21 protein-coding genes and 1 pseudogene are annotated in these 24,647 nt (G+C 57.4%); 13 read left to right on the top strand and 9 right to left on the bottom strand.

The annotated features are described in order from the left end of the window. Positions 1-201: 201 nt before the first annotated feature. Both istB and istA read right to left on the bottom strand, forming a co-directional pair. Positions 202-969, bottom strand: a complete 768-nt coding sequence (gene istB / locus OF122_RS12580; RefSeq protein WP_264224574.1) for an IS21-like element helper ATPase IstB — start codon at positions 967-969, stop codon at positions 202-204. Beyond that, positions 966-2,459: an IS21 family transposase gene (gene istA / locus OF122_RS12575; protein WP_264224573.1), complete on the bottom strand. Its 1,494-nt coding sequence runs from the start codon at positions 2,457-2,459 to the stop codon at positions 966-968. The genes istB and istA overlap by 4 nt, the downstream gene beginning before the upstream one ends. A gap of 123 nt (positions 2,460-2,582) precedes the next feature. Here istA and OF122_RS12570 point away from each other — a divergent pair, with 123 nt between their 5' ends. After that, positions 2,583-3,458: an N-acetylneuraminate lyase gene (locus OF122_RS12570; RefSeq protein WP_264227661.1), complete on the top strand. Its 876-nt coding sequence runs from the start codon at positions 2,583-2,585 to the stop codon at positions 3,456-3,458. A gap of 114 nt (positions 3,459-3,572) precedes the next feature. Here the strand turns inward: OF122_RS12570 and OF122_RS12565 are convergent, their stop codons facing one another. Together OF122_RS12565 and OF122_RS12560 are read right to left on the bottom strand one after the other, a co-directional pair. Then, positions 3,573-4,727, bottom strand: a complete 1,155-nt coding sequence (locus OF122_RS12565; RefSeq protein WP_264224572.1) for a mandelate racemase/muconate lactonizing enzyme family protein — start codon at positions 4,725-4,727, stop codon at positions 3,573-3,575. Between the two features lie 110 nt (positions 4,728-4,837). Then, on the bottom strand, positions 4,838-5,758 hold the full coding sequence (locus OF122_RS12560) for a LysR family transcriptional regulator (protein ID WP_264224571.1): 921 nt from the start codon (positions 5,756-5,758) through the stop codon (positions 4,838-4,840). Positions 5,759-5,923: 165 nt separating this feature from the next. Here OF122_RS12560 and OF122_RS12555 point away from each other — a divergent pair, with 165 nt between their 5' ends. From OF122_RS12555 to OF122_RS12500, 12 genes are all read left to right on the top strand, one after another. Beyond that, positions 5,924-7,186, top strand: coding sequence for an aminotransferase class V-fold PLP-dependent enzyme (locus OF122_RS12555; protein ID WP_264224570.1), 1,263 nt, complete (start codon positions 5,924-5,926; stop codon positions 7,184-7,186). Beyond that, positions 7,183-8,283, top strand: coding sequence for an ABC transporter substrate-binding protein (locus OF122_RS12550; protein ID WP_264224569.1), 1,101 nt, complete (start codon positions 7,183-7,185; stop codon positions 8,281-8,283). The genes OF122_RS12555 and OF122_RS12550 overlap by 4 nt, the downstream gene beginning before the upstream one ends. A gap of 65 nt (positions 8,284-8,348) precedes the next feature. Continuing rightward, positions 8,349-9,275 carry an ABC transporter permease gene (locus OF122_RS12545; protein WP_264224568.1) on the top strand — a complete coding sequence of 309 codons (927 nt, stop codon included), beginning with the start codon at positions 8,349-8,351 and terminating at the stop codon, positions 9,273-9,275. Next, positions 9,272-10,102 carry an ABC transporter permease gene (locus OF122_RS12540; protein WP_264224567.1) on the top strand — a complete coding sequence of 277 codons (831 nt, stop codon included), beginning with the start codon at positions 9,272-9,274 and terminating at the stop codon, positions 10,100-10,102. The genes OF122_RS12545 and OF122_RS12540 overlap by 4 nt, the downstream gene beginning before the upstream one ends. Beyond that, positions 10,095-11,201 (top strand): ABC transporter ATP-binding protein, encoded by a 1,107-nt coding sequence (locus tag OF122_RS12535; RefSeq protein WP_264224566.1) that lies wholly within the window; start codon positions 10,095-10,097, stop codon positions 11,199-11,201. Before OF122_RS12540 ends, OF122_RS12535 begins: the two co-directional genes overlap by 8 nt. Next, positions 11,198-11,671 carry a RidA family protein gene (locus OF122_RS12530; protein WP_264224565.1) on the top strand — a complete coding sequence of 158 codons (474 nt, stop codon included), beginning with the start codon at positions 11,198-11,200 and terminating at the stop codon, positions 11,669-11,671. Before OF122_RS12535 ends, OF122_RS12530 begins: the two co-directional genes overlap by 4 nt. Positions 11,672-11,685: 14 nt before the next feature. Continuing rightward, positions 11,686-12,660 (top strand): ornithine cyclodeaminase, encoded by a 975-nt coding sequence (locus OF122_RS12525; RefSeq protein WP_264224564.1) that lies wholly within the window; start codon positions 11,686-11,688, stop codon positions 12,658-12,660. Positions 12,661-12,690: 30 nt separating this feature from the next. Further along, positions 12,691-13,596 (top strand): LysR substrate-binding domain-containing protein, encoded by a 906-nt coding sequence (locus OF122_RS12520; protein WP_264224563.1) that lies wholly within the window; start codon positions 12,691-12,693, stop codon positions 13,594-13,596. Positions 13,597-13,809: 213 nt separating this feature from the next. Then, a complete protein-coding gene (locus tag OF122_RS12515; RefSeq protein WP_264224562.1) occupies positions 13,810-15,060 on the top strand; it encodes an ABC transporter substrate-binding protein in 1,251 nt (416 codons plus the stop codon). 69 nt (positions 15,061-15,129) lie between these two features. After that, positions 15,130-16,059: a carbohydrate ABC transporter permease gene (locus OF122_RS12510; RefSeq protein WP_264224561.1), complete on the top strand. Its 930-nt coding sequence runs from the start codon at positions 15,130-15,132 to the stop codon at positions 16,057-16,059. Then, entirely contained in the window at positions 16,056-16,901 is an 846-nt protein-coding gene (locus OF122_RS12505; protein ID WP_264224560.1) for a carbohydrate ABC transporter permease, read from the top strand. Before OF122_RS12510 ends, OF122_RS12505 begins: the two co-directional genes overlap by 4 nt. A 7-nt stretch (positions 16,902-16,908) precedes the next feature. Beyond that, positions 16,909-17,991, top strand: a complete 1,083-nt coding sequence (locus tag OF122_RS12500) for an ABC transporter ATP-binding protein (protein ID WP_264224559.1) — start codon at positions 16,909-16,911, stop codon at positions 17,989-17,991. A gap of 351 nt (positions 17,992-18,342) precedes the next feature. On the opposite strand, the pseudogene OF122_RS12495 reads toward OF122_RS12500, so the two are convergent. The 5 genes and pseudogenes from OF122_RS12495 to OF122_RS12475 form a co-directional block, all read right to left on the bottom strand. Next, positions 18,343-19,275, bottom strand: a pseudogene (locus OF122_RS12495) (VOC family protein); the annotation flags it as partial. A 474-nt stretch (positions 19,276-19,749) separates the two neighbouring features. Then, entirely contained in the window at positions 19,750-21,372 is a 1,623-nt protein-coding gene (locus OF122_RS12490) for a type I restriction-modification system subunit M (protein WP_264224558.1), read from the bottom strand. A 14-nt stretch (positions 21,373-21,386) separates the two neighbouring features. Further along, positions 21,387-22,508 carry an AAA family ATPase gene (locus OF122_RS12485; protein WP_264224557.1) on the bottom strand — a complete coding sequence of 374 codons (1,122 nt, stop codon included), beginning with the start codon at positions 22,506-22,508 and terminating at the stop codon, positions 21,387-21,389. Continuing rightward, on the bottom strand, positions 22,505-23,599 hold the full coding sequence (locus tag OF122_RS12480; protein WP_264224556.1) for a restriction endonuclease subunit S: 1,095 nt from the start codon (positions 23,597-23,599) through the stop codon (positions 22,505-22,507). Before OF122_RS12480 ends, OF122_RS12485 begins: the two co-directional genes overlap by 4 nt. Positions 23,600-23,734: 135 nt before the next feature. Then, on the bottom strand, positions 23,735-24,571 hold the full coding sequence (locus OF122_RS12475) for an IS5 family transposase (protein ID WP_264224526.1): 837 nt from the start codon (positions 24,569-24,571) through the stop codon (positions 23,735-23,737). Positions 24,572-24,647: the final 76 nt, after the last annotated feature.

The following is a 24,647-nucleotide window of genomic DNA, read 5'->3' as shown; positions in this document are numbered from 1 at the left end:
TATCCGATTTGAAAATGTCGCCAACTGTCGGCGGAGTACGTGGGCGCTTCCGAGCGATTTTGTCGAGCACGAAAAGTCTGTCAACGGCGGGGTAAAAGTCGGCCATTGGGCGGCGCAAAACCAGGCCACTTGATGTTGGGGGTATCGAGCGCCGGGAGGGCGTAGCCCGAGCGGTGTTCGATACCCCCAACATTGCGTTTTTCAGGACGTGCGGCTGGCTTTGCGTGCCCGGCTTTGGGCGAGGCGATAGCTGTCACCATTCATCTCGAGGATGCTGACGTGATGGGTCAGGCGGTCGAGGAGCGCGCCGGTGAGGCGCTCGGACCCGAAGGTCTCGGTCCATTCGTCGAAAGGCAGATTGCTGGTGATCAGGGTGGAGCCGCGCTCGTAACGCTGCGAGATCAACTCGAACAGCAACTCGGCCCCGGTCTTGGACAGCGGCACGAAGCCCAGTTCGTCGATGATGAGCAGCTTGTAGCCAGCCATCTGCTTCTGGAAGCGCAGAAGGCGACGTTCGTCGCGCGCCTCCATCATCTCGCTGACCAGGGCGGCTGCGGTGGTAAAGCCGACGGACAATCCCCTCTGGCAGGCTGCCAGGCCAAGACCGATCGCAACATGGGTCTTGCCCGTGCCACTGGGTCCGAGCGCGATAACATTCTCGCGCCTTTCGATCCATTCGCAGCGCGCCAGTTCCAGCACCAGCATCTTGTTGAGCTTGGGGATGGCGGCAAACTCGAAGCTGTCGAGGCTTTTGGCGGCCGGGAACCGGGCGGCCTTGATGCGACGCTCGACCATGCGCCGTTCCCGGTCGATCAGTTCGAGTTCGACAAGTCGGGCAAGATAGCGGACATGATCCACGTCCTCGAGCGCGCATTGGCGGGCAAGCTTGTGGTGCTCGCGCAGGAAGGTCGGCAGCTTGAGCGCTTTGAGGTGGCTGGCAAGCAGGAGTTCGGGAGCATCGCTGCTCATGCCAGTTCCTCCTCGCGGTCCAGCAGACCCATATAGGCCTTGGCCGAGGTCGTCTCGACACTGGCTCTGGGCAGATAGGGGTAGATGGCAAGGTCGAGCCTGGGTGGCCGGCGTTCGGCCCGGCACAGGACGAGATGCTTGATGGCATCGAAGCTTATGGCGCCCAGGTGCAGCGCCTGCTTTATGGCCGCATGCAGGTCGGCCAGATCGAAGCTTTCCAGAAGACGCAACACTTGCACATAGGCGCGCCGGCCCTGCTTGCCCATCCGCGCTTCCATCAGGCGACGCAGTGTGGCGAACGCCTCGGGAAGTTCCCAGCCCTGGAGCGGGGCCGCCTGGTCGAGCGCATTGATCTTGTGCTCGATCAGCGGCAGGTAATGCAGTGGGTCAAAGACGATGTCTTCGCGCCCATAACTGCGCGGATGACGGGCGATGGTCTCCCCGCCGCAGCCGATCACCACCTCATCGACATAGCCACGGATCCAGGCGTCCTGATGGCCATAGGCAACAGGGACGGAATAGTCGTTGGTTCTGTAGCGCACCAGCGCCTGGGAGGAGACCCGGCCGCTGGCCTGGTCGCAGGCCTCGAAGGGCGATGCCGGCAGCGGCCGCATCGCCGCCAGATCGCGTTGCAGCCGTTCGCCGATCGTCTCGCTCTCCCCGCGTAGCCGATCGCCCTGGCGCCTGCGGCACTGCTCCTCGAGCCACAGGTTGAACGCGTCCCAGGTTGCAAATCGGGGGATCGGCACCATGAAGTTGCGGCGGGCATAGCCCACAAGTCCTTCAACACTGCCCTTGTCATTGCCCTTGCCGGGGCGGCCATAACGGTCCCGGATCAGGTAGTGGGACAAAAACCCGCTGAACAGCGTTGCCCGCTTGCGCGTGCCGTCAGGAAGAATTTTTGCCACCAGGCAGCGGTCGTTGTCGTAGACGATCGATTGCGGCACTGCGCCCAGAAAGGCGAACGCGTGGATATGGCCGTCCACCCATGCTTCAGCCACAGCTGCCGGATAAGCCCGGACATAGCAGGCGTCGCTGTGGGGCAGATCGAGCACGAAAAAGTGCGCCTTCTGTTCCACCCCGCCGATGATAACCACAGCCTCCCCGAAATCGGCCTGTCCATGTCCGGCAGGATGGGCCAGCGGCACAAATACTTCCTGACCGCGCCGGTCCCGCTCGCGCATGTAGTCCTTGATGATCGTGTAGCCGCCGGCAAACCCATGTTCGTCACGAAGGCGATCAAAAACGCGTTTGGCCGTATGACGCTGCTTGCGCGGGACCGCCCGGTCCTCGTCAAGCCACCGATCAATGATCGCGATGAACGCGTCCAGCTTCGGGCGTCGCACCGGCGCCTGCCGCCGATAGCCCGGCGGAACAGAATACGCCATCATCTTGCGAACCGTATCGCGCGAGATGCCGAAATGCCTGGCTGCTTCGCGCTGGCTCATGCCGCCATCGCAAGCCAGACGAACCTTCAAATATAAGTCCACGGTGTAGATCCCTCGTCCCTCCCGCACAAATTGCAGAAGGAAAATAGGTGGACGACTTTTAAGCCGCCCGCAGCAGGACAATCCAGCCGCTACCGTGGACTAATTTTGCACCGCCGTTCTCAGATGCGAGAACTATATTCGGCTTTGGTCACGCCCTATAACGCGGGCGGCGAGTTCGATCCCACCCTTCTTGAGGGACTCCTAAAATTCCAAAAAGAACAGGGACTAGACGGGGTCTACGTCGGCGGCAGTAGCGGAGAGGCAGTGCTTCAATCGGTTTCGGAACGGCAAGCGGTTCTAAAAGCAGTTGCTGAGCACAACCCTGGGCTAAAGCTGATTGCTCACGTCGGTACTGTCGCTACTCGGGACGCTCAATCATTGGCAGAAGTGGCCGACAGGGCAGGATACTCAGCTGTTTCCGCAATCTCCCCGTTTTACTACGGATTTTCGGAAGATGAGTTGTTCGCCCATTATACTGCGATCTCGGAAGCATCAGCGCTCCCGCTCATCGTGTACTCCTTTCCCCAGAAGGGACTAGGACTTTCGCGGGAGCTCTGTGATCGCCTTCTCGCAAATCCGAAGATCTCAGGCGTAAAATACACGTCGGCCGATCTCTACATGCTCGATCAGCTGAAACGCGCCTATCCCAACAAGATCTTCTTTAACGGCTTCGATGAGATTCTGCTCGCCGGGCTGACCATGGGCGCCGACGGGGGCATCGGTACGACTTATAATTTTATGGGAGACGTCTTTGTAGCCATTCGTGCCGAATGGGAGGCAGGCAATCAATCCGAGGCATTGCGTCTGCAGGGCGTAGCCAATGACATGATCGAGCGGGTCTACCCATCGATCATCGATGGCACAAAGTACGTATTGGCGCGGATGGGGCACCAGACCGGAGGGGCACGACCACCCTTTCAGCCGCGAGATTGGAGTGCGGTTCCAGGACTGGATGCGGCCATTGACAACCTGATGGCTTGGCGAGAAAGCCGGAAATAGGCAAATCGACCGCTACTCGCGGCTGTGTTTTTACGAAGCTGGATACGTCATATCCTCATCTGCGGATAGCGGTCTCTTGGTAAGTTCGCCAAGTCAAGCATCGGCCCGTTCCGTTCAGATCGCACGCCAGAGCGTGTCCTCGAGCGATTTTCGGTCCGCTTTTACCCCTAAACCTGGTCCGGTGGGGTACGCGAGTTTTCCGTCGACAGTTTTGGCCTCGAACGGTTCTTCGATCACGGGCCGATAGCCGGGTTCTTTTTCGAAGTCAGGGAAGATTTCAAGTATTAGTGGGTTCGAGATCGCGGCGCAGGCATGGAGGGATATCGCTGTGGCGAGTGGACTGCCATAATTATGGGGGGCGACGCGCAAATTATATGCCTCAGCCATAGCCGCGATCTTTTTTGTTTCCATCAGTCCACCCGTATTGCACACATCCGGTTGAGCTATACTAATCGCCCCGGCGGAGAAAAGCGCATGAAAGCCGTATCGGGTATAGGTGCGCTCACCAGCTGCGATGGGGATCGAGGTGCGTGCTGCCACGCGCGCCATGGCTTCGGGCAGGGCAGGGTCCACCGGCTCCTCGACAAATCCGATATCTAGAGGCTCGATCGCTTCAAGAATTGTCATGAGCTGGTGATGGCTCAGCCCGCCTCCGAAATCGAGCAGGATCGCGACGTCCGAACCCACCGCCTCGCGAATGGCTTTACATCTTTCTACGACTAACCGTTGGGCTGAAGCGTCGAGAGCACGGCGCACCGGATGCTTGACCACTGTGATCGGATCCGCCATCCCAAGTGGATACAGCTTAAGCGCATTAAAGCCACGGGCTGCAGTTTGCGCTGCCGCACGCGCGTAGCTTTTGGCATCGTCGCACCCAATCCACCAGCCATTGGCATAAACCGCCACATGATCGTCGACAGGTCCGCCCATCAGCGAATGAACCGGCGCGCCCAGATCCTTGCCCTTTATGTCCCAAAGCGCGTGCTCGATAGCACTCAAAGCGGAGAAGGTTATCGCGCCGCCGCCCTTCGTCCAGAAGGCGGTGTCGTAAATCGTGTTCCAGATGCGTTCGATCCGACTTGCGTCCTCCCCAATGACGAACCGCTCGATCATTTCTGCAGCAAGCTCGGCCGCTGCGGTCGTGCCAGCACCATATGCCATCCCGGCCTCTCCGAGGCCAGTGAGCCCTGTATCGGTCTCCAGTTCGATAATGACGGCACGGCGATTGCCGCAGGGAACCACGTGGACGCGGGCAGATTTGACTTTCATAGGAGACCTTCCGGAAGGTTGGTTATCCGGCCATTGTCGGACCGGCGCTCTCTTCGGCCAACCGAATTCTCTTCCGACCCGTAGGACTTCGGGGAATAGCTAGCGCGGCATCATGCGAGTAGCTCTTCCAGTTCCGCCTCGTCCTTGTGCATCTCCTTGATCAGCCATTCGCGGACCGCCTGAACGATCGGCCGTGTCGCCCTCTGGCTCGAGGTCACAAAGTGATAGCTGCGCCCGGTGACAACCACGGTATCGCTTGCCGGTACCAGGAGGCCGTCAGCTAGGAGCCGAGAAGTAACCGAAGTCCACCCCAATGCCACACCTTGCCCACTCAGCGCCGCCTGGACACAGACCGAATAGTCGGAAAACGACAACCGATCGCCATCAGATGTCAGCCGGTATCGTGCTTCATGGGCAAACTCGGGCCAACCGAACCAGTGGTCGGGCAGGGCGATCAATGTCTGAGGACGCCGCGGGGATTCGAACTTTCCGAAATCGGATAGGTAGGCTGGTGAACAGACCGCGAGGATGCGTTCTGGAGTGAACATACCGTCAAGCTCTGCCGAATCCTCCCCCGAAGCTACCCGCAAACCCAGATCGCAATTGTAAAGCGGACCGCCGACGCTGCCGGGGATAAGCTGGAACTGCAAGTCCACTTGGGGGAAATGGTCCCGGAAGCGATCGTAGCGGGGCATGAGCCAATGGGTCGCCATGCCCGAGGAGATCGAGAGCATCACAGTTTCTCGCGTAGGATCGCGGCCTTCAATGTCCTCGAACACCTCCTGAATCGCGCCGAATGATCGGGTCGTCACACGTCCAAGCTTTTCTCCGTTTTCCGTCAATATGAGGCGCGGGCCGGAACGTATGAACAGCTTCTGGCCCAGATGTCTCTCCATGGCGGCAATGGCATGGCTGACCGCTGGCTGAGTGATATTGAGTTCCTCTGCCGCGCGCGAAAAAGATCCTAGTCGCGCGGCGGCCTCAAAGGCCAAAAGCGCGCTAGCAGAGGGAATGTGACGACGTAGTGACATGAGCCAAATTCATACTCACAATGAATTTTATCACTCTTTCGTGGCGCAAAATTTGGTGCCAGTCTACCCATGTCATGCGGTGATGCAGGGCGTACAGCGCTCTCTTCACCAGAAAAAAACTTTACGCTGCTCACGGAAAGCGTAACAGAATCAACAAGCAGGCTTATGGAACTTGATATTCAGGCCATGCGGACCACCACTCCGGGTTGCGCGGGTGATGTTATGCATCTCAACAATGCCGGTGCTTCGCTGATGCCGTCCCCGGTGCTTGAGGCTATAAAGGAACACTTAGATCTTGAGAGTCGCATTGGCGGCTATGAGGCAGCAGTCGAGGCAGCAGACGCGATCGAGGGCTTCTATCTCCACGTAGCAGCGATGATCGGTGGGCACCCAGATGAGGTCGCCTTTCTAGACAGCGCAACTCGCGCTTGGCTCGCGGTTTTCCATGCAATGGACTGGAAGCCCGGCGACGTCGTCCTGACGGCACGGTCAGAATACAATGCTAACATGGTCAGTTTTTTGCATGCCCAACGACGCCAGGGCATTGAGCTCCAGCTGGTACCAGACGCTGAAGATGGAACCATCGACCTGGTTGCGCTCGCGGCGATGATTGGCCCGCGCACTCGGCTCATCTGCCTCTCGCATATGCCGACCAATGACGGTTTGATCAATCCCGCGGCAATGGTTGGCCAAATCGCCGCCGCGCATGGCATTCCCTTTCTGCTTGACGCTTGCCAGTCGGCAGGCCAGATGCCGCTGGATGTATCGACCCTAGGCTGCACGATGCTGTCTGCGACGGGCCGAAAGTATATGCGTGGCCCGCGCGGCACGGGTTTTTTGTGGGTGCGCCGTGACTGGCTCGATCGCCTGGTGCCTCACGCTCTTGATATTCGCTCGGCCAGTTGGTCTGGAGTAAACGAGTACGAGATCGCAGCCGATGCGCGCCGGTTCGAGCTGTGGGAGGCGAGTATTGCTGGTCAGATCGGTCTCGGCTGCGCCGCTCGGTATGCGCTCGACGTCGGCATTGAACCGATGTGGAACCGCATCCGCATGCTTTCGGAACATCTACGTTCTTCGCTCTCGGACTTGAGTGGCATCACCGTCCATGACCGCGGCACCGAAAAAAGTGGCATTGTCACTTTCTCGCACGCGATGCTGAGTTCGCCCGAGATTGTGGCTCGCCTGCGCTCGGTCCATTCGATCAACACGTCCGTATCGGCCTGCCAACTCACACGCTTCGCGCTCATTTCCGGGGGCACGACCCACATGGTTCGGGCGTCGATCCACGCTTACAACACAGTCGAAGAACTCGATGCGCTGATTGAGGCGCTCGATGCGATGACCGGCAACAAGGGTGCGAGCCTGTCCCACGCCAATAAGAACGATAACAAAAGCCCCCTGCAACCTTCACTCGGAGTGGAACAATGAAAAGCAATCTGACCCGGCGCACACTACTGCGCGGTGCTGGCGCCACGGGGCTCGCGGCCCTTGCAGCTCCTGCGATCATACGTCCCGCCTTTGCTCAGACGGGGGAACTCAACGTCTGGTCCTATTCGGGATTTATCACCGATGACTTCCGTCAACGTTTTGAGGAAGAAAGCGGCATTCGGCTTAACATCCGGCTGGTATCCGACCAAGGTGAGCAGTTTAATCTGATGGCGGCTGAAGACGGCAACTACAGTGCTGACATTGTGTGCTGCGCCGGCCACCGGTTTTATCAGTTCGTCGATGCCGGATTTCTCGAACCCATCGACATGGACAAAATGACCGCTTGGGACAGAATTGAGCCAGAGTATGCCGAGGCAACCTGGGTGTCTCGGAACGGTGAACGCTGGGGCGTTCCCCTCGTTGTTGTCACAACCGGCCTTCTTTATGATTCCCAGCAGTTCGATAAACCAACGAGCTGGGATGTGATGTTTGATCCCGCCAATGCTGGGCGCACCACTTACCAGATCCAGGATTTCTTCCAGATCGCGATGAACTATCTTGGCTATGATGGTTCGGCAGCATCGTACATGGATGATCCCGAGCAGGCTCAGCAAGCGGTCAACGCGACCCGGGATTTCCTCATTGAGCACAAGGGGCAGGTGCGCCGCTATTATGACGCGGCGACCGAGATCCAGCAGATGTTTGTGAATGGCGACGTTTCGCTGGCTCAGGCCGGTTCGGGCCCGTCCGCCCAGTTGATTATCGAAGGTTTCCCCGCTGGCTACACCATTCCCGAGGAAGGGGGCCTTGCCTACGCCTACGGGTTCAACATCACCCGCAATGCGACCAACATGGACAACGCCTACACCTTCCTTAATGCGCTTCTCTCCTCGCCCGAGAACGGGGCCGAGATCGTTCGGTCCACCGGATATGAATCGGTGATCGCGGGCACCGGCGAGCACCTCACCCCCGAGGAGCGGGCCGTGCTGGCCCTCGGAGCCGAGGAGCGTTCACGGCTTTCTTGGGTCGACGTCGAGACCGCTCCATTCATCTTCGATCTGATCGACACCGCGGCCGAAGAAATCCGCGCCTCCTAATCGTATCGTCGCGTCCCGGGCGGTAAGCGTCCGGGACATGCATTTCTTGAAAGACCGGGTCGTCCATGACCGCATTTTTTATCTGGGCTCGACGCTTTGCCGCTTATCGGTCGCTGACCGAATTGCTAGCGCGCTCCCCGCTTGCGCGGCTAGCGATGATCTCAGCGATACCTCTAGCCTGGATCGTGCTTGCTAACATCGCACCGCTGGTACAGATGTTTGTAATCAGCTTTTACCAATCATATCCGGTGGACGCCGGGACAGCCCCGGAATTCACAGTCCGGCACTATTTGGCTTTCTTTGAGCGCCCCCTCTATCTGTCGGCTTTTGCCCGATCCTTTGTCTTCGCCACTCTCGTGACCGCACTCACCCTTTTGGTGATGTTTCCAGTCGCCTATTACATCGCCAAGGTAGCGCCCCGCATGCGGCGGGTGAGGCTATTGCTACTGGTGATCGCCCCGTTCTGGATAAGCGAAATCATTCGTTCGTTCGCTTGGATGCTGATGCTTTCCAATCGCGGAGCGGTCAATTCCTTCCTGTCACTTATAGGCTATTCGGGCCCGCCATTTGAGCTGCTCTACAACAACATTTCGCTGACAATCGGCGTGCTCTACCTGACCTCACTTTACATGCTCCTCCCTTTATATTCCGCACTGGAAAAGATCGACGATCGGCTACTTGAAGCGGCCGCCGACCTTGGAGCGACTGGCGTTCGACGGTTTTCGCGTATCATTTTACCGCTGGCACGAGATGGAATTGTCACCGGTTGCACGCTCGTTTTCCTGCTGGTCGTTGGACTCTATGCGATGCCGGTGTTGCTTGGCGGCCCATCCAACACACTCTTTGCCTCCACTATCGGTCAGATCTTTGGACGAGCGGGAGATTCTTGGCCATTGGGGAGCGCGTTCTCGATGATCCTGATCTTTGCCGCGCTTGCGTATGTCGGTGTGTTCATGGCCGTGCTGCAGAAAAGGCCAGGGAGGCGGTCATGATGCACCACTTGGGCAAGATAGCCCTGCCAGTTTACTTTTGGCTCTTCGTCACTTGGCTTTTTGTGCCCCTGTTCGTGATGGCTGCAATGGGCTTTAGGGATTCTAACTTCGTCGCCTTTCCCATTCAGTCATGGACCGCGGATTGGTATCGATCGGTTATCGATGACCGGGAAATACTCGCTTCCCTCTGGGTCTCTCTCCAGGTCGCCGTCTTATCGACCGTCCTCGGTCTGGGGATCGGAACACCGATGGCCTTTATGGTCGCGCGTTTCCACGGTGTCTGGCGCGCGATGCTGATCACCATCATCGTCATGCCCGCCTTTATTCCCATCGTAGTTAGCGCCATCGCGCTACGCATGTTTATCGGCAATTTCGGTATCCAGACTGGTTTGGTCGCGATCGCCTTTGGCCATGCGGTGTCATCGGTGCCTTTCGTTGTTGTCATGCTGCTCACGCGCCTTAATTCCATGAGCCCCAATCTTGCCGACGCTGCTCGAGATCTGGGAGCAGATGAGTTCATTGTGTTTTTCCGGGTGGTGCTTCCTTATCTAGCCCCGGCATTATTTGGCGCCTTCATGTTTTGCATGCTGCTTTCGTTCGAGGATTTTACTCGGTCCTTTTTCCTGGGCAGTTTCGATCCGACCTTTCCGGTTTTGCTCTTTGCCCGGCTGCGCTTCGGTTTCGATCCTGGCCTTGCGGCGATCTCGACGCTGGTCCTCGTCGCGACCATCGCGCTGGGACTCTATGCCGAACGATTCAGCCGCAAGCGTGCCGCCCCTGCAAAACAAGGCCGTCTTGCGGCGCCAGGAGACGACAAGAATGTCTAAATCTGTACCAGCCATCGAAGTGCGCAACGTCGTTAAATCGTTCGCGGAATTCCGCGCGATCGACAACGTCTCGCTCACCGTCGAGAGCGGCATTTTCATTACACTTCTCGGGCCGTCAGGCTGCGGAAAGTCCACTCTGCTGCGGTCCATCGCCGGGTTTCTTGCCCCCGACTCCGGTTCTATTTTGGTTGGAGGCCGCGACGTCACGGCGCTTCCCCCCCATATCCGACCCGTTAATATGGTGTTCCAGGACTATGCCCTTTTTCCCCACATGAGCGTCCGACGCAATGTCGGATTCGGCTGCGAGATGAAAGGTATGACTCGTTCCGAGATTGAGGCGCGCGTTGATGCCATGCTTGAACTCATCCGGCTTCCCGATGTCGGCAATCGCGAACCTGGCGAGCTTTCAGGCGGACAGCGTCAACGTGTTGCGCTGGCTCGTGCGTTGGCGCCTGATCCGGTTTCACTTCTGCTGGATGAGCCACTGGGCGCGCTCGACCTCAAGCTTCGGCTTGAGCTTCAACATGAACTCAAGTCCATCCAGAGAACCACCGGCAAGACATTCGTCTTTGTCACGCACGATCAGGATGAGGCCATGTCGATGTCCGATCTCGTGGCGGTGATGAAGGATGGAAGAATTGAGCAGCTCGGCACGCCCCGTGCCATCTATGCGCGCCCAGCAACTGCGTTCGTGGCCGGCTTCGTAGGCGCGGCCAACATGCTGCCGGCCCGAGTCTGTGGCATTGACGGCGCGCGGCTTAATCTTGAGGTCGAAGGCCAAAATTGGGTGGTCCCGACCGACTGCATTACCGGTGGGAAGTCCGCTGCAACGGGTGACCTCGTGACGTTGGTCATCCGCCCAGAGGACGTAATTGTGGGCTCTGGTCCAGGCTTGGGGGAACTCGCGTTGTCTGCCCGAGCCCGCGAGCAAACCTTTCTCGGAGGTCGAATTCACCTGCGTTGCCAGACCGCGAACGGGACATCGCTCACCTTGGAAGTTAGGCCCGGTAGCGCACTGGAGGGCGACGGCATACTTGATGTCTACGTCGCGCAGGAAGCCGTTGCCATTCTTGTCGATCAAAAAGAGACAGTAAAATGATTCACGATCGCCTGGAGGCCCTCGGCCTGCAACTTCCCGCAATCGTCGCCCCCAAAGGCAGCTACGTACCATTCTTGGTCTCGCGCGGTCATTGCTTTATCTCTGGGCAATTGCCGCCGACCATAGGGGCTTATGAGTCTCCCGGCCCCTATTGCGGCATTGTTGGAGCAAACGTCTCGGTGGAAACCGCTCGGGACGCTGCACGCCATTGTGCGCTCATGATCCTCGCCCAGCTCGGCGCGGCAATCGATGGCGATTTCGGCCGTGTGGCCCAGATTGTCCGGCTCGGCGGCTTCGTTTGTGCGACGCCAGATTTCACCGCTCACCCACAGGTAGTCAACGGTGCGTCCGACCTCCTGATCGAGCTCTTCGGCGAAGCCGGGCGCCATACTCGCGCCGCTGTCGGCGTTTCGAGCCTTCCCTTGGGCGTCTGCGTCGAAATTGACGCGGTCGTCGAACTAAAAAACTGAAAGGACCTTATTTTATGCTGATGGTCGATGCTGAACGCGTCCATGAACTCCTCGATTTCCCTGGGCTGATTGATGCTCTTGAGAAGGCACATATGGGCGGAATGCCTAAACAGTCCGATCGGCTCATTTACCAAGAGCCGAACCCAACTGGCCAACCCGACATCTTCATCATTCTACCCGCATGGGAGCCTGGCGAGGGCATCCTTGCCAAGATGGTCACTTCCTTTCCAAACAATAAGGAACGCCATGGTTTGCCCACGGTCAATTCCATCTATGCCTTTATCAATGGCGAGACGGGGGTCATCGAGTCGCTCATAGACGGAGAAGCGGTGATCTTTCGCAAGACGTCCTCGGACTCGGCTCTAGGATCTAAGATGCTGTCGCGACCCGATGCCAAGTCCTTCCTGATGGTCGGGGCAGGTGGGTTGGCGCCTTATCTTATAGAAGCTCACCTAAGTGCTCGGCCAGGAATCGAGACTGTCCGAATATGGAATCGAACCACGGCGAATGCGGAGGCGCTCGTCGACAAGTTGGCGGCCAAAGGCATCCAGGCCGAAATCGTTGACGATCTTGATGATGCTATATTGGAGGCGGACATAATCTCGTCGGCGACAATGGCTTCGGAGCCTCACATCAAGGGCAAACTCTTAAAGCCTGGCGCTCACCTTGATCTTGTCGGCTCATTTACCCCTCAGATGCGCGAAGCTGATGACGACGTGCTGACGCGGGCCAAGGTTTTCGTAGATCACCGGCAGACGACGACACGATCAGGCGAGTTTTTAGGGCCTTTTGAGCGCGGTGTGATCACCATTGACGATGTGCGCGGCGATCTTTTTGAGCTTTGCCAGAACAAGGCGGAAGGCAGAACGTCAGAAAGCGATATCACCATGATGAAAAACGGGGGCGGGAGCCACATCGACTATTACGTGGCCAAATATCTCATGGATAGGCATTACGGCCGCCCCTTTTCAACCACATCGAGTACCTGAGGAGGCCGGCCGTCGGCCCGGAGGTGACACATGGATTTTCCCCGTCGTTCGATACCTTCAGTCGCTGGACTCGTGGCCTTTGAGGCAACGGCCCGCCATCTTAGCTTCTCGCGCGCAGCCGAAGACCTTTGCCTTTCCCAGGGCGCGGTCAGCAAAAGAGTGCGCCAGCTCGAGCAGGTTGTGGGCGTTCCCTTGCTCGCCCGCACCCGCCATCAGGTCTGCCTCACCGATATGGGCCGGGCCTATCTCGCCCAGATTCGCCAATTGCTAGAAGACCTTGAGGTTAACACCGAGGCGCTGCGGACCCGCGCCCGCGGTCGTGATCGCATTGTCCTGGCCTCTCCGCTTTCATTTGCCTCGCGTTGGCTCGTCCCACGCCTACAACGATATCGCGACGCCCATCCCGACATCACGCTCGAAATAGCAACCGGTTCGGAGGCCGAGGGGATCGCCGACTGCCACATCCATCTAGGACGTCCCCACGAACAGGACGTTGTTGTTTACCCGCTTTTCGATCTCGACTGGACCCCGGTTGCCTCGCCGGCCCTGCGAGACCACCTCGCAATTCAAGCACCATCTGACCTTTCGCGTGCCCGACGTCTTTCACAGTCGGACATGACGGGCCTGTGGGCAGCATGGTTTGCCATGACAGGCTCTGAGCCCGTGCAAACCGCAACCATCACGTTTGAGGGATTTGAGTTGGCCATCGCAGCGGCCATTGCCGGACATGGAGTGGCGATCCTGCCGCGAGCTCTTATTGCGCGCGAACTAAAGGCTCATGATTTGGTCGCCCTGTTCCAGGGCACTGACCTAAACGAACGCGGATATCAACTCGCTGTGCCGGCGCGACTGGTGGGCGACCCGGCAATTACCGGTTTTGCTCAGTGGTTGACATCCGAAACGAGGACCCCCGTCCGGCAGATCCGGGCGGCGTGAACACAGCGGATTGGCAGCTTTGTCGTTTTGGCCGGACGAGCTCTCGTCAGGTAACTTTGCGTTGCGCGCATTTTTAACCGCTCCAAGGGTGGGCTAGTCATTCCAAAAAGGAGTTTGAGCAAGGTCAAGCCTAGATCGGATACTCGGTCTCAAGGTTCGGGAAACAGGACGCAAGCCGCGGCCCATCCCGCCCGGAAACGAAGGGGAACGTCAATGAAATTTCGCATCAAAGCTCCACTAGCCATTCTGGCGGCGCTGGCAATCGCGCCGCTTTCGCTCGTATCCAACGCTCAGGAAATCGACTTTATGGTTGTCGATTACGACGCGCCAGGCATGGGGGATTGGTGGAAACTGTTAGTCGAAAAATATAATACCGAGGCAGAAGGCACGGTGGTTCCGCGCAGCGTGTCAGCGGGTCATTATTATGAGCAGCTTCTAATCCAGGCCGCAAGCGGAGCAGGTCCTGACGTGCTCACCGTCAATCCCAATAATCTGGGCGAACTTCTCGCCGCAGGATACGTGTTGCCGCTGGACTCGTTCATAGAGCAGTCTGACTTGCGTGATGCGATCGTTCCTGGCGGCTGGGATAGCCTTACGGTTGATGGCACAACCTATGCTCTGCCGATCACCGGCCGCACCCTCCAGCTAATCTACAATTCATGCCACTTTGAAGAGGCCGGGCTCGACGGCCCTCCGACGAGTCTTGATGAGATAATGGAATATGCCGAGGCACTGACCCAAACTGACGAATCCGGCCGCGTTACCCGTTACGGGATGAACCTGGTCAACGCCAACGAAGACCCTACCTACGAAACCCTGCTTATGCTGACACTGGCTCATGGTGGGTCCTTTTCCGATGAAGACGGAAATTTTACTCTCGACAGTCAGCCTGCGATTGACGCACTGACGTATTTTAAGGCGATCTACGATTCCGGCGTCGTGCCTCAAGGTATGAGCGAGACGGACCTGCGGGCTCTCTTTGCCACAGGCGGTTCGTCCATGACGATCGATGGCCAGTGGCAGTTCCCTTTCATCGAACAAAATAACCCGGAAAATTTTGACTGCTACCAGACCGCTGGCCATCCTTGGGACGGCCCGGCTACCGGCGGGGTCAACATGGCACTGGCAATAAGCGCCGACAGCGACAATCCAGAGGCAGCATGGGAGTTCATTTCCATGGCGGCAAGCGACGACCTTCAGTCTCAGTTCAGTGACTACAGCCCTTACATTCCCTACGGGGTCAATGCGCTCAGCGATGAACAACTCGCAGCGCGGCCCTACCTTATTCCCTACGTTGAAAGCAGCGGGTCGGCCCATCCCATTGCCATTCCTGGCCATGCCGACCAGTTCAACGAGATCTGGCCCATTGTCGTCGATGCGGTCCTGCTTACTCTGCGCGACAATGTCCCGCCCGAAGAAGCGCTCGCTATAGCTCAGCAACAGCTCGAGGACTGCTGTTCGTAGGCGGCATCTTCCCCTGGCAGGGCGTCGGGCAACTGCCCTCCGCCCTGCCTTTCTTAAGCGAGCTCCCCCATGACATCAGTCAAACATGCTTTTAGGCGATCGTCTGCGATAAGCGTACTGTTCGACGGTCCGGCGTTCCCGTTTATTATGATCCTACCTGCGCTTTTGATGCTGGGTTTTGTCATAGGGCTGCCCATGCTGGAGGCCGTTAGACTGAGCTTTGATAGCATCGCTTTGCGCCGACCCGCCGCCGCTGGAACGTACGGCGTTCACAACTATCTGCGCCTCGTTGCAGACCCCAAAGCTTACGCGGCGCTGGGGTTCTCGGCTCTCTATATGGTCGGAACCGTGATCGGCTCTGTGGGAATGGCGCTGACCGCAGCGCTGCTTACCCGACGTGTCGTATGGTTCTCTGGCCTGGCACGGGTCGCGTTCCTTTTGCCCTGGACGGTGCCTGCCGTGGTCACTGCTCTGATCTGGGGCGTCATGTACGATGGCAATTTTGGGGTAATCAACAGGCTCCTCGACTTCGTGCCGTTCATTGACGGTCAGAATTGGCTAATCGAACGCCAGACCGCGCTCCCCGCGCTCATCGTAGCCCAAGTATGGAACGAGTTTCCGGTCGCCTATATCTTTTTTCTCGCCGGCCTCAAAGCCATACCTGATGAACTATATGAAGCCGCACGGATCGATCGGGCCAACGCATTCCAGCAGTTTCGGCATATCACTTTGCCCCATCTCCGCTTCATTATCGCGGTCATTGTCATTCTCCTCATGATCATGGGGTTTAAGTCTTTTCCCATCATATTCATCCTGACCGGTGGTGGGCCAGCAGGGGCGACCGAAACCCTCACAGTCCTGACCTACAATACCGCTTTCCGTAGCCTTGATTTTAGCTATGCCGCGACGTTGGGCATTTTAGCCGTCCTCGCCTCGGCAATGCTTGTGCTGGGTTACCTGCGGCTTTTGCCGCGCACCGGCCATGGAGACGTGATGTGATCCTGGGTCGCGCTGCACCGTTTACTCCCCTGCTGATTGTCACTTTGCGCACGATCGCTATCGTTGCACTCGCCATGGTTGCGCTGTTCCCACTCTATTGGATGTTGGTGATAGCACTGACACCCACAGGGCTCGGTCGACAAGTGATGACCTTTTTTCCAACCACGCCCACGCTTGAGAACTTCGTTACCCTCTTTGCCGATCGTCCGATGGCCCGTTGGATTTGGAACTCGATTCTTGTGGCGACGCTCGCTTCGGCGATCTCTCTCGCCTTCGGCACCACGTGCGGCTATGCGCTCAGCCGTCTGCGGTTCCGTGGAGCAAACCTATTGCTGATTGCCGTCCTGACCACCCAAATGATGCCAGCGACCAGCATTATTGTACCCCTTTACATGCTGTTTCGCGCATGGGGGCTGCTCGATACCATGCAAGGGATGGTCGTTGGCCATATTTCTCTCGTCGTTCCGCTCGCAATCTGGATGAGTAAGGGCTTCTTTGATTCCATTCCCACCGATCTTGAGAGTGCGGCGCGCATAGATGGCTGTACCCATGCGGGCGCCTTTTTCCATGTTGCATTGCCGCTCGCAGTTCCTGGCTTGGCAGCGATTTTCATCTACGGCTTCGTGACCAGTTGGCACGATTTCCTGTTCTCTCGAACCCTAGTGACATCTCAGGAGCTCTGGACTGCCGCCAACGGCATCGCTTCTTTCCGGGGTGAGTATTTTACGCTGCAGGAATTGCAAATGGCGGCCTCGCTCGTCTTTGCGATACCGGTTGTGGTTGTCTTTTTCGTCATGCAACGCTGGATCGTGTCCGGTGCTTTGTCTGGCTCAATCCGATAGGCTGATTATGGCAAGTGTAGAGTTCAAATCCATCACGAAGCGTTATGATGCAATCGACGTTCTCAACGACGTGGATATCTCTATTTCTGACGGAGAGTTCGTGGTCTTTGTCGGGCCTTCGGGGTGCGGCAAGTCAACGCTTCTGCGCATGCTAGCGGGTCTTGAACCCATCACCGCTGGCTCAATCTCAATCGGCTCAGAAGTGGTCAACGCTCTTCCTCCACGCGACCGCGACATCGCCATGGTCTTCCAGAACTACGCGCTCTATCCTCATATGAGCGTCGGCCACAATATCGGTTTCCCGCTTCGCATGGTTGGGACCCCGAAACCGGAAATTGAGCGCCGCGTGTCGGAGGCTGCAGAGATGCTGGGGCTTACCCCGTACCTCGCCCGGCTGCCGCGCGAGCTTTCGGGCGGCCAGCGCCAACGTGTAGCCATGGGGCGCGCCGTGGTGCGCGAGCCCTCAGTTTTTCTTTTTGATGAGCCGCTGTCGAACCTTGATGCTTCACTGCGCGTCCGCATGCGAGGTGAGATTAAGCGACTGCACCAACGGCTCGGAACGACGATGATCTACGTCACACACGATCAAATTGAGGCGATGACGTTGGCAGACCGGATCGTGGTTTTGCGCGGCGGCAAGGTCGAGCAAATTGGCACGCCGCTCGAGCTCTACAACTCTCCGGCCAGTCCCTTTGTTGCCCAGTTCATCGGCTCACCGGCCATGAACATCTTCGAGGGGACAATGGACGACGAGTGTTTTGTCAGGATCGCTGAGACTCGCATTGCGTTGGGCACTCAACCCTCGGGAATGTCTTCGGGCGCACCATTGCTCGTCGGAATTCGTCCCCACGATGTAGCGCTTGGTGACCCGGGCAGGGGAACGCTTGCGGGCGAACTTCAGCTAGTTGAGGAAATGGGCAATGCTCGGCTACTGACAATACAGGTAGGTGGAACCTCAGTCCAAATCGAAACTCAGCACCAGATAGCTTTACTGCCCGGAGCGACCGTGCACCTCACCATGCCACCCGAAAAGTTGCATATTTTCCCAAGTGAGCCGTCGGCACCCTCAGCGTCGCACCAACCTGCATAACGTCATACTCTTTCGGCGTTTGAGCGAGACGCGACGATCATTCAATTTGGGTGTCTTGATAGGGTGCTAAAATGCTGCAGGATACCGATCACAGCAATCTCTGGCAGGCCAGTGCGCCAACGCCGCCAACAACAACTCCGCTGAGCGAATCTTGCGATGCTGACGTCGCGATCATTGGCGCGGGTTAGCACAGCCATTGGTCGGACCCGATAGACCGAATTATCGGTAGCGAGCACTTCGCGGGCCGCAAACCCTGTCTCGATGGCGCCTGTGAACCCCGAATCTTCTAGCGTTCGGATAAAGCGGGTGAGGCTGGTCTGCGTTGGCGACAAATGAGGTGCCAAGTCAGTCCTAGCTCGCTCGCGCATGTGCCGACCTGACCCGCGCCAAAACCGCGTCGATCGAAGCGTCCTGCAGGGACTGGTAGATCGAGAACTCGTCGGGCACGGCCATGCCCAGCGCATCCTCAAAGGCGGCCCTGTTCGAACTGGCTATCGAGTTGCTTGTGAGGTTGTCTCCAAGATTGGACTGGAAGATGCCTGCCGCCGAAACCGGCAGAAAGTCCTCATAGACCAGTGGGTCGAAGCCCACATGTCCGCTCGCCACGAGCGTTTCGATATCACCTGGAAGTTCGTCCGCTGCCACATTGCCCTTTTCGGTAAGGAAGTAATGGAAGTAGGCAAACCCCTCCATGCGCAATGCAGCGTAGTCGTCAGGCAGGGGGATGAAAACTTCCGACAGGGCTGCCATATAAGCTGCCGTGTTAGAACCGTCCGCCTTGGGCTGGGCAAGTCCACGTGCTCTATCCAGCAATTCGTCGTAAAGCTTGCGTCCCTTGGGGGTCAGCGCCACGCCGCGTTGTTCAATCTCGCCAAACCGCGCCGTGTGCCGGCCGGTCACCCTATCGCCGTCTTTCCCGCGAAAAGCTATCTGTTCTTCGAGCGCTTTAAAGCTCGTCTGACGTAAAAGTACGGGGCAGGTGCGCGGGGGAGGACCCTCTATTACTGCCTTGGGTGTAATCCCGCGTTCGGGCATCATGTTCTGCACCGCGTCTATATCGAGCGTGCGAGGGGTCAGATGGTTGATGTGGGGGCCCTTAAAACATACCACATCTGCGATAAGGCGATGTGCATCGTGCAGCTTCTGATAAGTCGCCTCCGATACGGTAGCGTCCGAATGCCAGCGGAAAGTTTCGAGCGCTTCGGCGATGAACGCTTCGGCATCCGGTTCGCTCAACCCTCCTTCGGCCTCGTGTTGGTCGATCAGAGCGCGCACGCCAGGGGTACCCCAGTCGCATTCGGCGCATCTACGACGGAGCGGTGCCCCACGGGTTTTGGATCGCTCGGATGCGTTTAAGGCTCCGTTGTCCCTCCACATTCCTCGGGAGTTGGATAACTCCCTTGTCACGTGCATCACTCCAAGCAGTCTGCGGTTGAGAAAAGGAAGAGAAGGTTCGACGACAGGTCCATTCCCTCCGCCACTTGCCCTGCGAAAGCGTTCTCCCGATCCGGCTGCGGCCGGATTTTCTCGTTGTATTCGAGGGTTATGCGGAAGGGGCTGAACACTGGCCCCGGTGCCAGGTGGCCCGGAAGCGGTCTCTCGGGGCAAATATTCTCCGGACCTGTTGCCTGCGTCGATTTGGTGAATTTCTCGTAGTCATCTGATATTTTTAAAAAATTATGGTGGCATGTCCCGGCACTTCGACGTGAGGGGCATTTTACCGCATGGAACAGAAATCGAACTTTTGCCGAGCTCGGGTTACTCCTGCCCCGGTAGAGGGGAAAGCCCGAGTTCCCTTAAGTACGCGTTGTGCCTCTCAGTTGATCCCCGGATCTGTCCTTCGATTTCACTCAACAACTTTTGCGTAGCGACTAGGTCTAGCTGCTCCTCAGCCAACGCCGTGCTGATGTAACGCGAGATGTTGAGATTATAGCCCTCCTCAGCAATGCGCTCCATGCTCACGCGCTTGGAATAGCGGTCCTCCTCCTTGCGGAACTGGTAGGTTTCGATGATCTTGCCGATGTGATCATCGGTGAGCTGGTTCTGGCGCTTGCCCTTCGCGAAGTGCTCGGCGGCGTTGATGAAGAGCACGTCGTCGGGCTTCTTGCACTTCTTCAAAACAAGGATGCAGACCGGAATGCCCGTCGAATAGAAAAGGTTCGCAGGCAGGCCGATCACTGTATCGATATGACCATCCTTCAGCAGCTTGGTTCGGATGCGCTCTTCCGCCCCACCTCTGAACAGCACCCCGTGGGGCAGGATGATGGCCATCACGCCTTCATCCTTCAGGTAATGGAACCCGTGCAGCAGGAATGCGAAGTCGGCGGCAGACTTGGGCGCTAGCCCATAGTTCTTGAACCGCACATCATCGCCCATCGCCTCGGTCGGCTCCCAGCGCAAGCTGAAGGGCGGGTTGGCCACGATGGCATCGAAGGAGGGCTTCTTGGCCGGATTCAACTCGCGCAGAATGTCCCAGTCATTGTTCAGCGTGTCGCCGTGGTAGATTTCGAACTCCGTGTCCTTCACGCCGTGCAACAGCATGTTCATGCGGGCGAGGTTGTAAGTGGTGATGTTCTTTTCTTGCCCGTAGATTCTGCCGATACCGTGCGGACCCATGCGCTTGCGCACGTTCAGAAGCAGCGAGCCTGAACCGCATGCGAAGTCGAGCACACTGGCGAGCCGCTCCTTCTTCCCGGTTGCGGGCTCCTGGCTGTCTAGCGTAACGATCGCGGATAGGATGTCTGACACCTGCTGCGGGGTATAGAACTCTCCCGCCTTCTTGCCCGAACCGGCGGCGAATTGGCCGATCAGATATTCGTAGGCGTCGCCAAGCGCATCCACATCCGAGGAGAAGTCGGCAAGCCCTTTGGCGATTTCGGTGATGATGGCGCAGAGTTTGGCGTTGCGATCAGCGTATGTCCGGCCCAGCTTGTCAGAGCCGAGATTGATCTCCGAGAACAGCCCACCGAAAGTGCTCTGGAACGACTCGTTTTCGATATATTTGAAGCCCGTCTGCAGGGTGTTCAACAGTTCGTCGTCCTGGGTGCGCGCCATATGGGCGATGCTGGTCCAGAGGTGTTCCGGCTTGATGACGTAGTGCGCCTTGAGACGCATCTGCTTTTCAAAAGCAACCACATCATCGGGGTTCTCCGCATACCAAACAGAGAGGGGCGAGCGCCCGCCATTGCCGATCGCGTTGGGATCGGGGTAGTCGCGCCCGAGCTCCTTCTTCGCAGCCATCTCGTAATTGTCAGAAAGGTAGCGCAGGAAGAGGAAAGAGAGCATGTAATCGCGGAAGTCGTCCGCATTCATCGCGCCGCGCAGCTGGTCGGCGATATTCCAGAGCGTTTTGCCCAGCTGCTTTTGGTTGTGGTCGTTCATTGTACGGGTGCTTTCTAAGGGGCGGGCGCGGGAGCTGGGGCCGGTTCTGAAGCATGAAGAACAAAATTGTACTTGCTCTTTAGGCCAAGAAAAATCTTGTCAAAAAGATCCCGAGAGTCCTTCTCTAATATTTCACTTTCGAAGTAATATACCTTTTTGTGGGAGAGCGTATTGATCACGCGTGCGGTATCGTCGGGATCATCGATCCCGATTTGCATCAGTACATATCCAAACTGGCCCACCCCAAGGAAGGACGCCACATTCTCCAGAACTTGACGCAGCAGCGCAAAGTGGAACGCCCGCACCTCGTTCGCTGCCCACGCCTGTTCAAGTAGTTGCAAGAGGCGCAAGTGATAAAGGAGAACGTCGTTGTTCGGACTCTCCAACGCCAGCTCACCATTCTTGGCACTGAGAATGCCGACCTTCGAATGCTTCTTGAACTTGTCGGCCTTCTCACCCTTCTTGAGCCAGTCGGCAAGGATCGCGAAAAATCCGAGGTGATGCGTGGTGATGATGATCTTGCGCTTCTCGAAGTGATCCTCGATTAGATCGAATAGCGTCGACGCAGTAATGAAAATGTTATGATCATCCAGACTTGAGACAGGATCATCGATGAAGAAGTGGGCTGCTTGCTGGTCTGCCCATCCATCAACTTCGAACAGTGCGAGAAAGAAGCACCAGATAAAAATTCGCTCTTCGCCACGCGAAATCTTGTAGGTGACTTTTGCGACATTGTTGGCGTCATTGGGATCTGGCACTTCCTGGAAGAACGACACTGCTTGGATGCCATCCTGTGGGTCATCGTAGTAAATGAACTCAAAACGATAGCCTGGCTTGAAGCGGTTCAGTTTGTCGCGGACGTTGTCTTCGGTCAGTGCGCTGTGGAACTTGTTCAGACTGCACTTGCGGATATCTAGCTGAATAGGCGTTCCGTCGTTCTCGGGGTCGTTCTGCCAGACGAACAGGTCCTCGCTATAGGCGTTATAGTAAACACCTGTGTGAGCACCCTTTTTGTTTTTGGTCGCGTCTTTGTATGAAACCGACAGTCGGGTCTTGCCAGTAGCGTTGAATGCATAGAGCAGGACGATCTTTTCTTTGGCATCGCGGAGGGTGGTGGCGATTTCAGAATGATTCATGCGTCATCCTCTACGACCGAGGGGAAAAGCTGTTGCATCAGCCCCTTCTTGTGGGTCTTGAGGGTGCCGAGCTTTTGGCTCTCTGCGGCGATGAGATCATCGAGGGAGGTGAGGCAGTCGGCGATGCGTTTTTGTTCAGGAAGACTTGGGACTAGTAACCGAACCGAAGAGAAGAGTGATTTATTGATGATTGGAACGGCCTGCCGTCCGGCAAGCAACGCGATGCGCTCAGAAGCATTTGACAAGGCGAAATAGACAAAGCCATCCGAGTGCTTTGCGTTAGGAATGACCGCATTGATTTGCTGGTTCGTCGCGCAATGCCGAACGTTCTGCGCGATCTTCCCAATCGTGGAACCGATGCTTACGAAAAGAACGCTGCGTGCCTTGATTGGGCGAGTTTTCTCGAATCCGGCTGCGGTCAGAGTGGTTTTGGTTTCATCGACATATCGTAGCTCGGAGATATCGGCTGGCGACACGAACGGAATGCCGCCTCCGTATAGGGTGGGATCGGCTGTGCTGGGTGTGCTTCCGGTAACCACCTGACCAAAGTCGCCGATCGACTTCTCATCCCACTCCCCCGACCCCTCGAACTCTGGGAAGCGGAGGCGGGGTTGGGTTTCGCCTTCCTGGGGGAAAAGTTGCTGCATCAGGCCCTTCTTGTGGGCCTTCAGCGCCTCCACCTTTCGCCCCTGCGCCTCGATCAGCGCGTCTGCCGAGTCCAGACAGTCGGCGATTTTTTTTTGTTCGGCCTCGTCTGGCCGCCAAGCGTTTGTCGACAAGAACTGAGTGACGGAGATGTTGAACCGGCCTGCTCGGGCACCCTCGTTGACCAGCCCACCCAAGGCTGGATTATGGCTCCCCGACTCGAAGTACCATTCCCAGAAATCCGGGTTCTCGTTAGGTTCGAACCGGAAGCACTTATAAATGGGTGAGACGATTCCGTTCGGATAGTTGGAAAGCCGCTTGATCGTTCCGAAGCTTGACGCTTTGGTCGTCCGGTCATTGTAGACAAAGTCGTCTTTGCGAATCTTTAGATAGCGATCAGTGCTGTCACCAGCGATCTTCTTTCCGAAATAATCGCTTTGCAGCACAAGGCCGTGCTCCCCCGAAAGACTTAGAACGTTGTCGGCATCTCCGGTTGTGGCCCGATCAGTAACAGGTCGAGCAAGTTTCTGGAGCGAAACCTCCTTCCAACCATTTGCAGTCTGAGTGCCCGACTCGAAACTCTATGAGCAATTGCAGTGCCTTGCGATCCGCCGTGTTAGGATTCGGATGTGTGCGATGAAGATCCACGCCTGGGCGCTGGCGACCGATCTTTCCCAGTCTTTGGCCAAGCGCCGACAGCGTCCCAACCAGGCAAAGGTGCGCTCGACGACCCAGCGGCGCGGTAAGAGCTCGAACCCCTTGGCAGTGTCGGAGCGTTTGACGATTTGCAGATCCCAGCGGCCTATCTTGGCCAATGAACCGCGTAATTTGGGGCCAGCATAGCCACCATCGGCGAAGACATGACGCAGCCAGGGAAAGCTCGAACGGATCGATTGGAGCACGGTGGCAGCACCGTCCCGATCCTGGACATCGGCACTGTGGACGACCAGCCCTACCATTAAGCCCAGCGTGTCGGTGACGATATGGCGCTTGCGACCCTTGATCTTCTTTCCTGCATCATAGCCCCGGACCCCGCCGCTTTCGGTGGTCTTGACACTTTGGCTGTCGATCACGCCCGCCGAGGGTGAAGCCTCACGCCCTTCGCACTCGCGGGCTATCATCACCAGGTGATGGTTGATGATGGCGAGCAAACCGCTGTCACGCCAGTCATAGAAATAGCGCTGCACCGTCGATGGTGGCGGAAACTCTCCTGGCAGCAGGCTCCATTGGCAACCGCTCGAGGCCATGTAGAGCACAGCATCCATCACGGACCGCAAATTCGTGGTCCTCGGTCGACCGATAGATCGCGCAGGCGGCATGAGGGGCGCGATGATCGCCCATTCCTGGTCGGTCAGATCGCTTGAATAACGACGCCCACGTCGCGCATACTCGTGTCGGGCAGTTTCGGTCCAGGCCATTGTGTTCTCCGTTCAGTCTCGCAACCGAACTGAATCACAACCTGCTGAAACTGCTCAACTCTTTTCGGGTTGGGCT

The sequence above is a fragment of the Pelagibacterium flavum genome, assembly GCF_025854335.1.
GTDB lineage: Bacteria > Pseudomonadota > Alphaproteobacteria > Rhizobiales > Devosiaceae > Pelagibacterium > Pelagibacterium flavum.
The sequence above is the reverse complement of the archived record's forward strand: the minus strand, read 5'-3'. Positions and strand labels throughout refer to the sequence as shown.

Coding starts and splice junctions, on each gene's coding strand:
- istB (WP_264224574.1), bottom strand. CDS start 969: ATGAGCAGCGATGCTCCCGAACTCCTGCTTGCCAGCCACCTCAAAGCG.
- OF122_RS12510 (WP_264224561.1), top strand. CDS start 15,130: ATGACATCAGTCAAACATGCTTTTAGGCGATCGTCTGCGATAAGCGTA.
- OF122_RS12530 (WP_264224565.1), top strand. CDS start 11,198: ATGATTCACGATCGCCTGGAGGCCCTCGGCCTGCAACTTCCCGCAATC.
- OF122_RS12515 (WP_264224562.1), top strand. CDS start 13,810: ATGAAATTTCGCATCAAAGCTCCACTAGCCATTCTGGCGGCGCTGGCA.
- OF122_RS12475 (WP_264224526.1), bottom strand. CDS start 24,571: ATGGCCTGGACCGAAACTGCCCGACACGAGTATGCGCGACGTGGGCGT.
- OF122_RS12525 (WP_264224564.1), top strand. CDS start 11,686: ATGCTGATGGTCGATGCTGAACGCGTCCATGAACTCCTCGATTTCCCT.
- OF122_RS12485 (WP_264224557.1), bottom strand. CDS start 22,508: ATGAATCATTCTGAAATCGCCACCACCCTCCGCGATGCCAAAGAAAAG.
- OF122_RS12565 (WP_264224572.1), bottom strand. CDS start 4,727: ATGAAAGTCAAATCTGCCCGCGTCCACGTGGTTCCCTGCGGCAATCGC.
- OF122_RS12560 (WP_264224571.1), bottom strand. CDS start 5,758: ATGTCACTACGTCGTCACATTCCCTCTGCTAGCGCGCTTTTGGCCTTT.
- OF122_RS12545 (WP_264224568.1), top strand. CDS start 8,349: ATGACCGCATTTTTTATCTGGGCTCGACGCTTTGCCGCTTATCGGTCG.
- OF122_RS12555 (WP_264224570.1), top strand. CDS start 5,924: ATGGAACTTGATATTCAGGCCATGCGGACCACCACTCCGGGTTGCGCG.
- OF122_RS12540 (WP_264224567.1), top strand. CDS start 9,272: ATGATGCACCACTTGGGCAAGATAGCCCTGCCAGTTTACTTTTGGCTC.
- OF122_RS12500 (WP_264224559.1), top strand. CDS start 16,909: ATGGCAAGTGTAGAGTTCAAATCCATCACGAAGCGTTATGATGCAATC.
- OF122_RS12570 (WP_264227661.1), top strand. CDS start 2,583: ATGCGAGAACTATATTCGGCTTTGGTCACGCCCTATAACGCGGGCGGC.
- OF122_RS12535 (WP_264224566.1), top strand. CDS start 10,095: ATGTCTAAATCTGTACCAGCCATCGAAGTGCGCAACGTCGTTAAATCG.
- OF122_RS12550 (WP_264224569.1), top strand. CDS start 7,183: ATGAAAAGCAATCTGACCCGGCGCACACTACTGCGCGGTGCTGGCGCC.
- OF122_RS12520 (WP_264224563.1), top strand. CDS start 12,691: ATGGATTTTCCCCGTCGTTCGATACCTTCAGTCGCTGGACTCGTGGCC.
- OF122_RS12490 (WP_264224558.1), bottom strand. CDS start 21,372: ATGAACGACCACAACCAAAAGCAGCTGGGCAAAACGCTCTGGAATATC.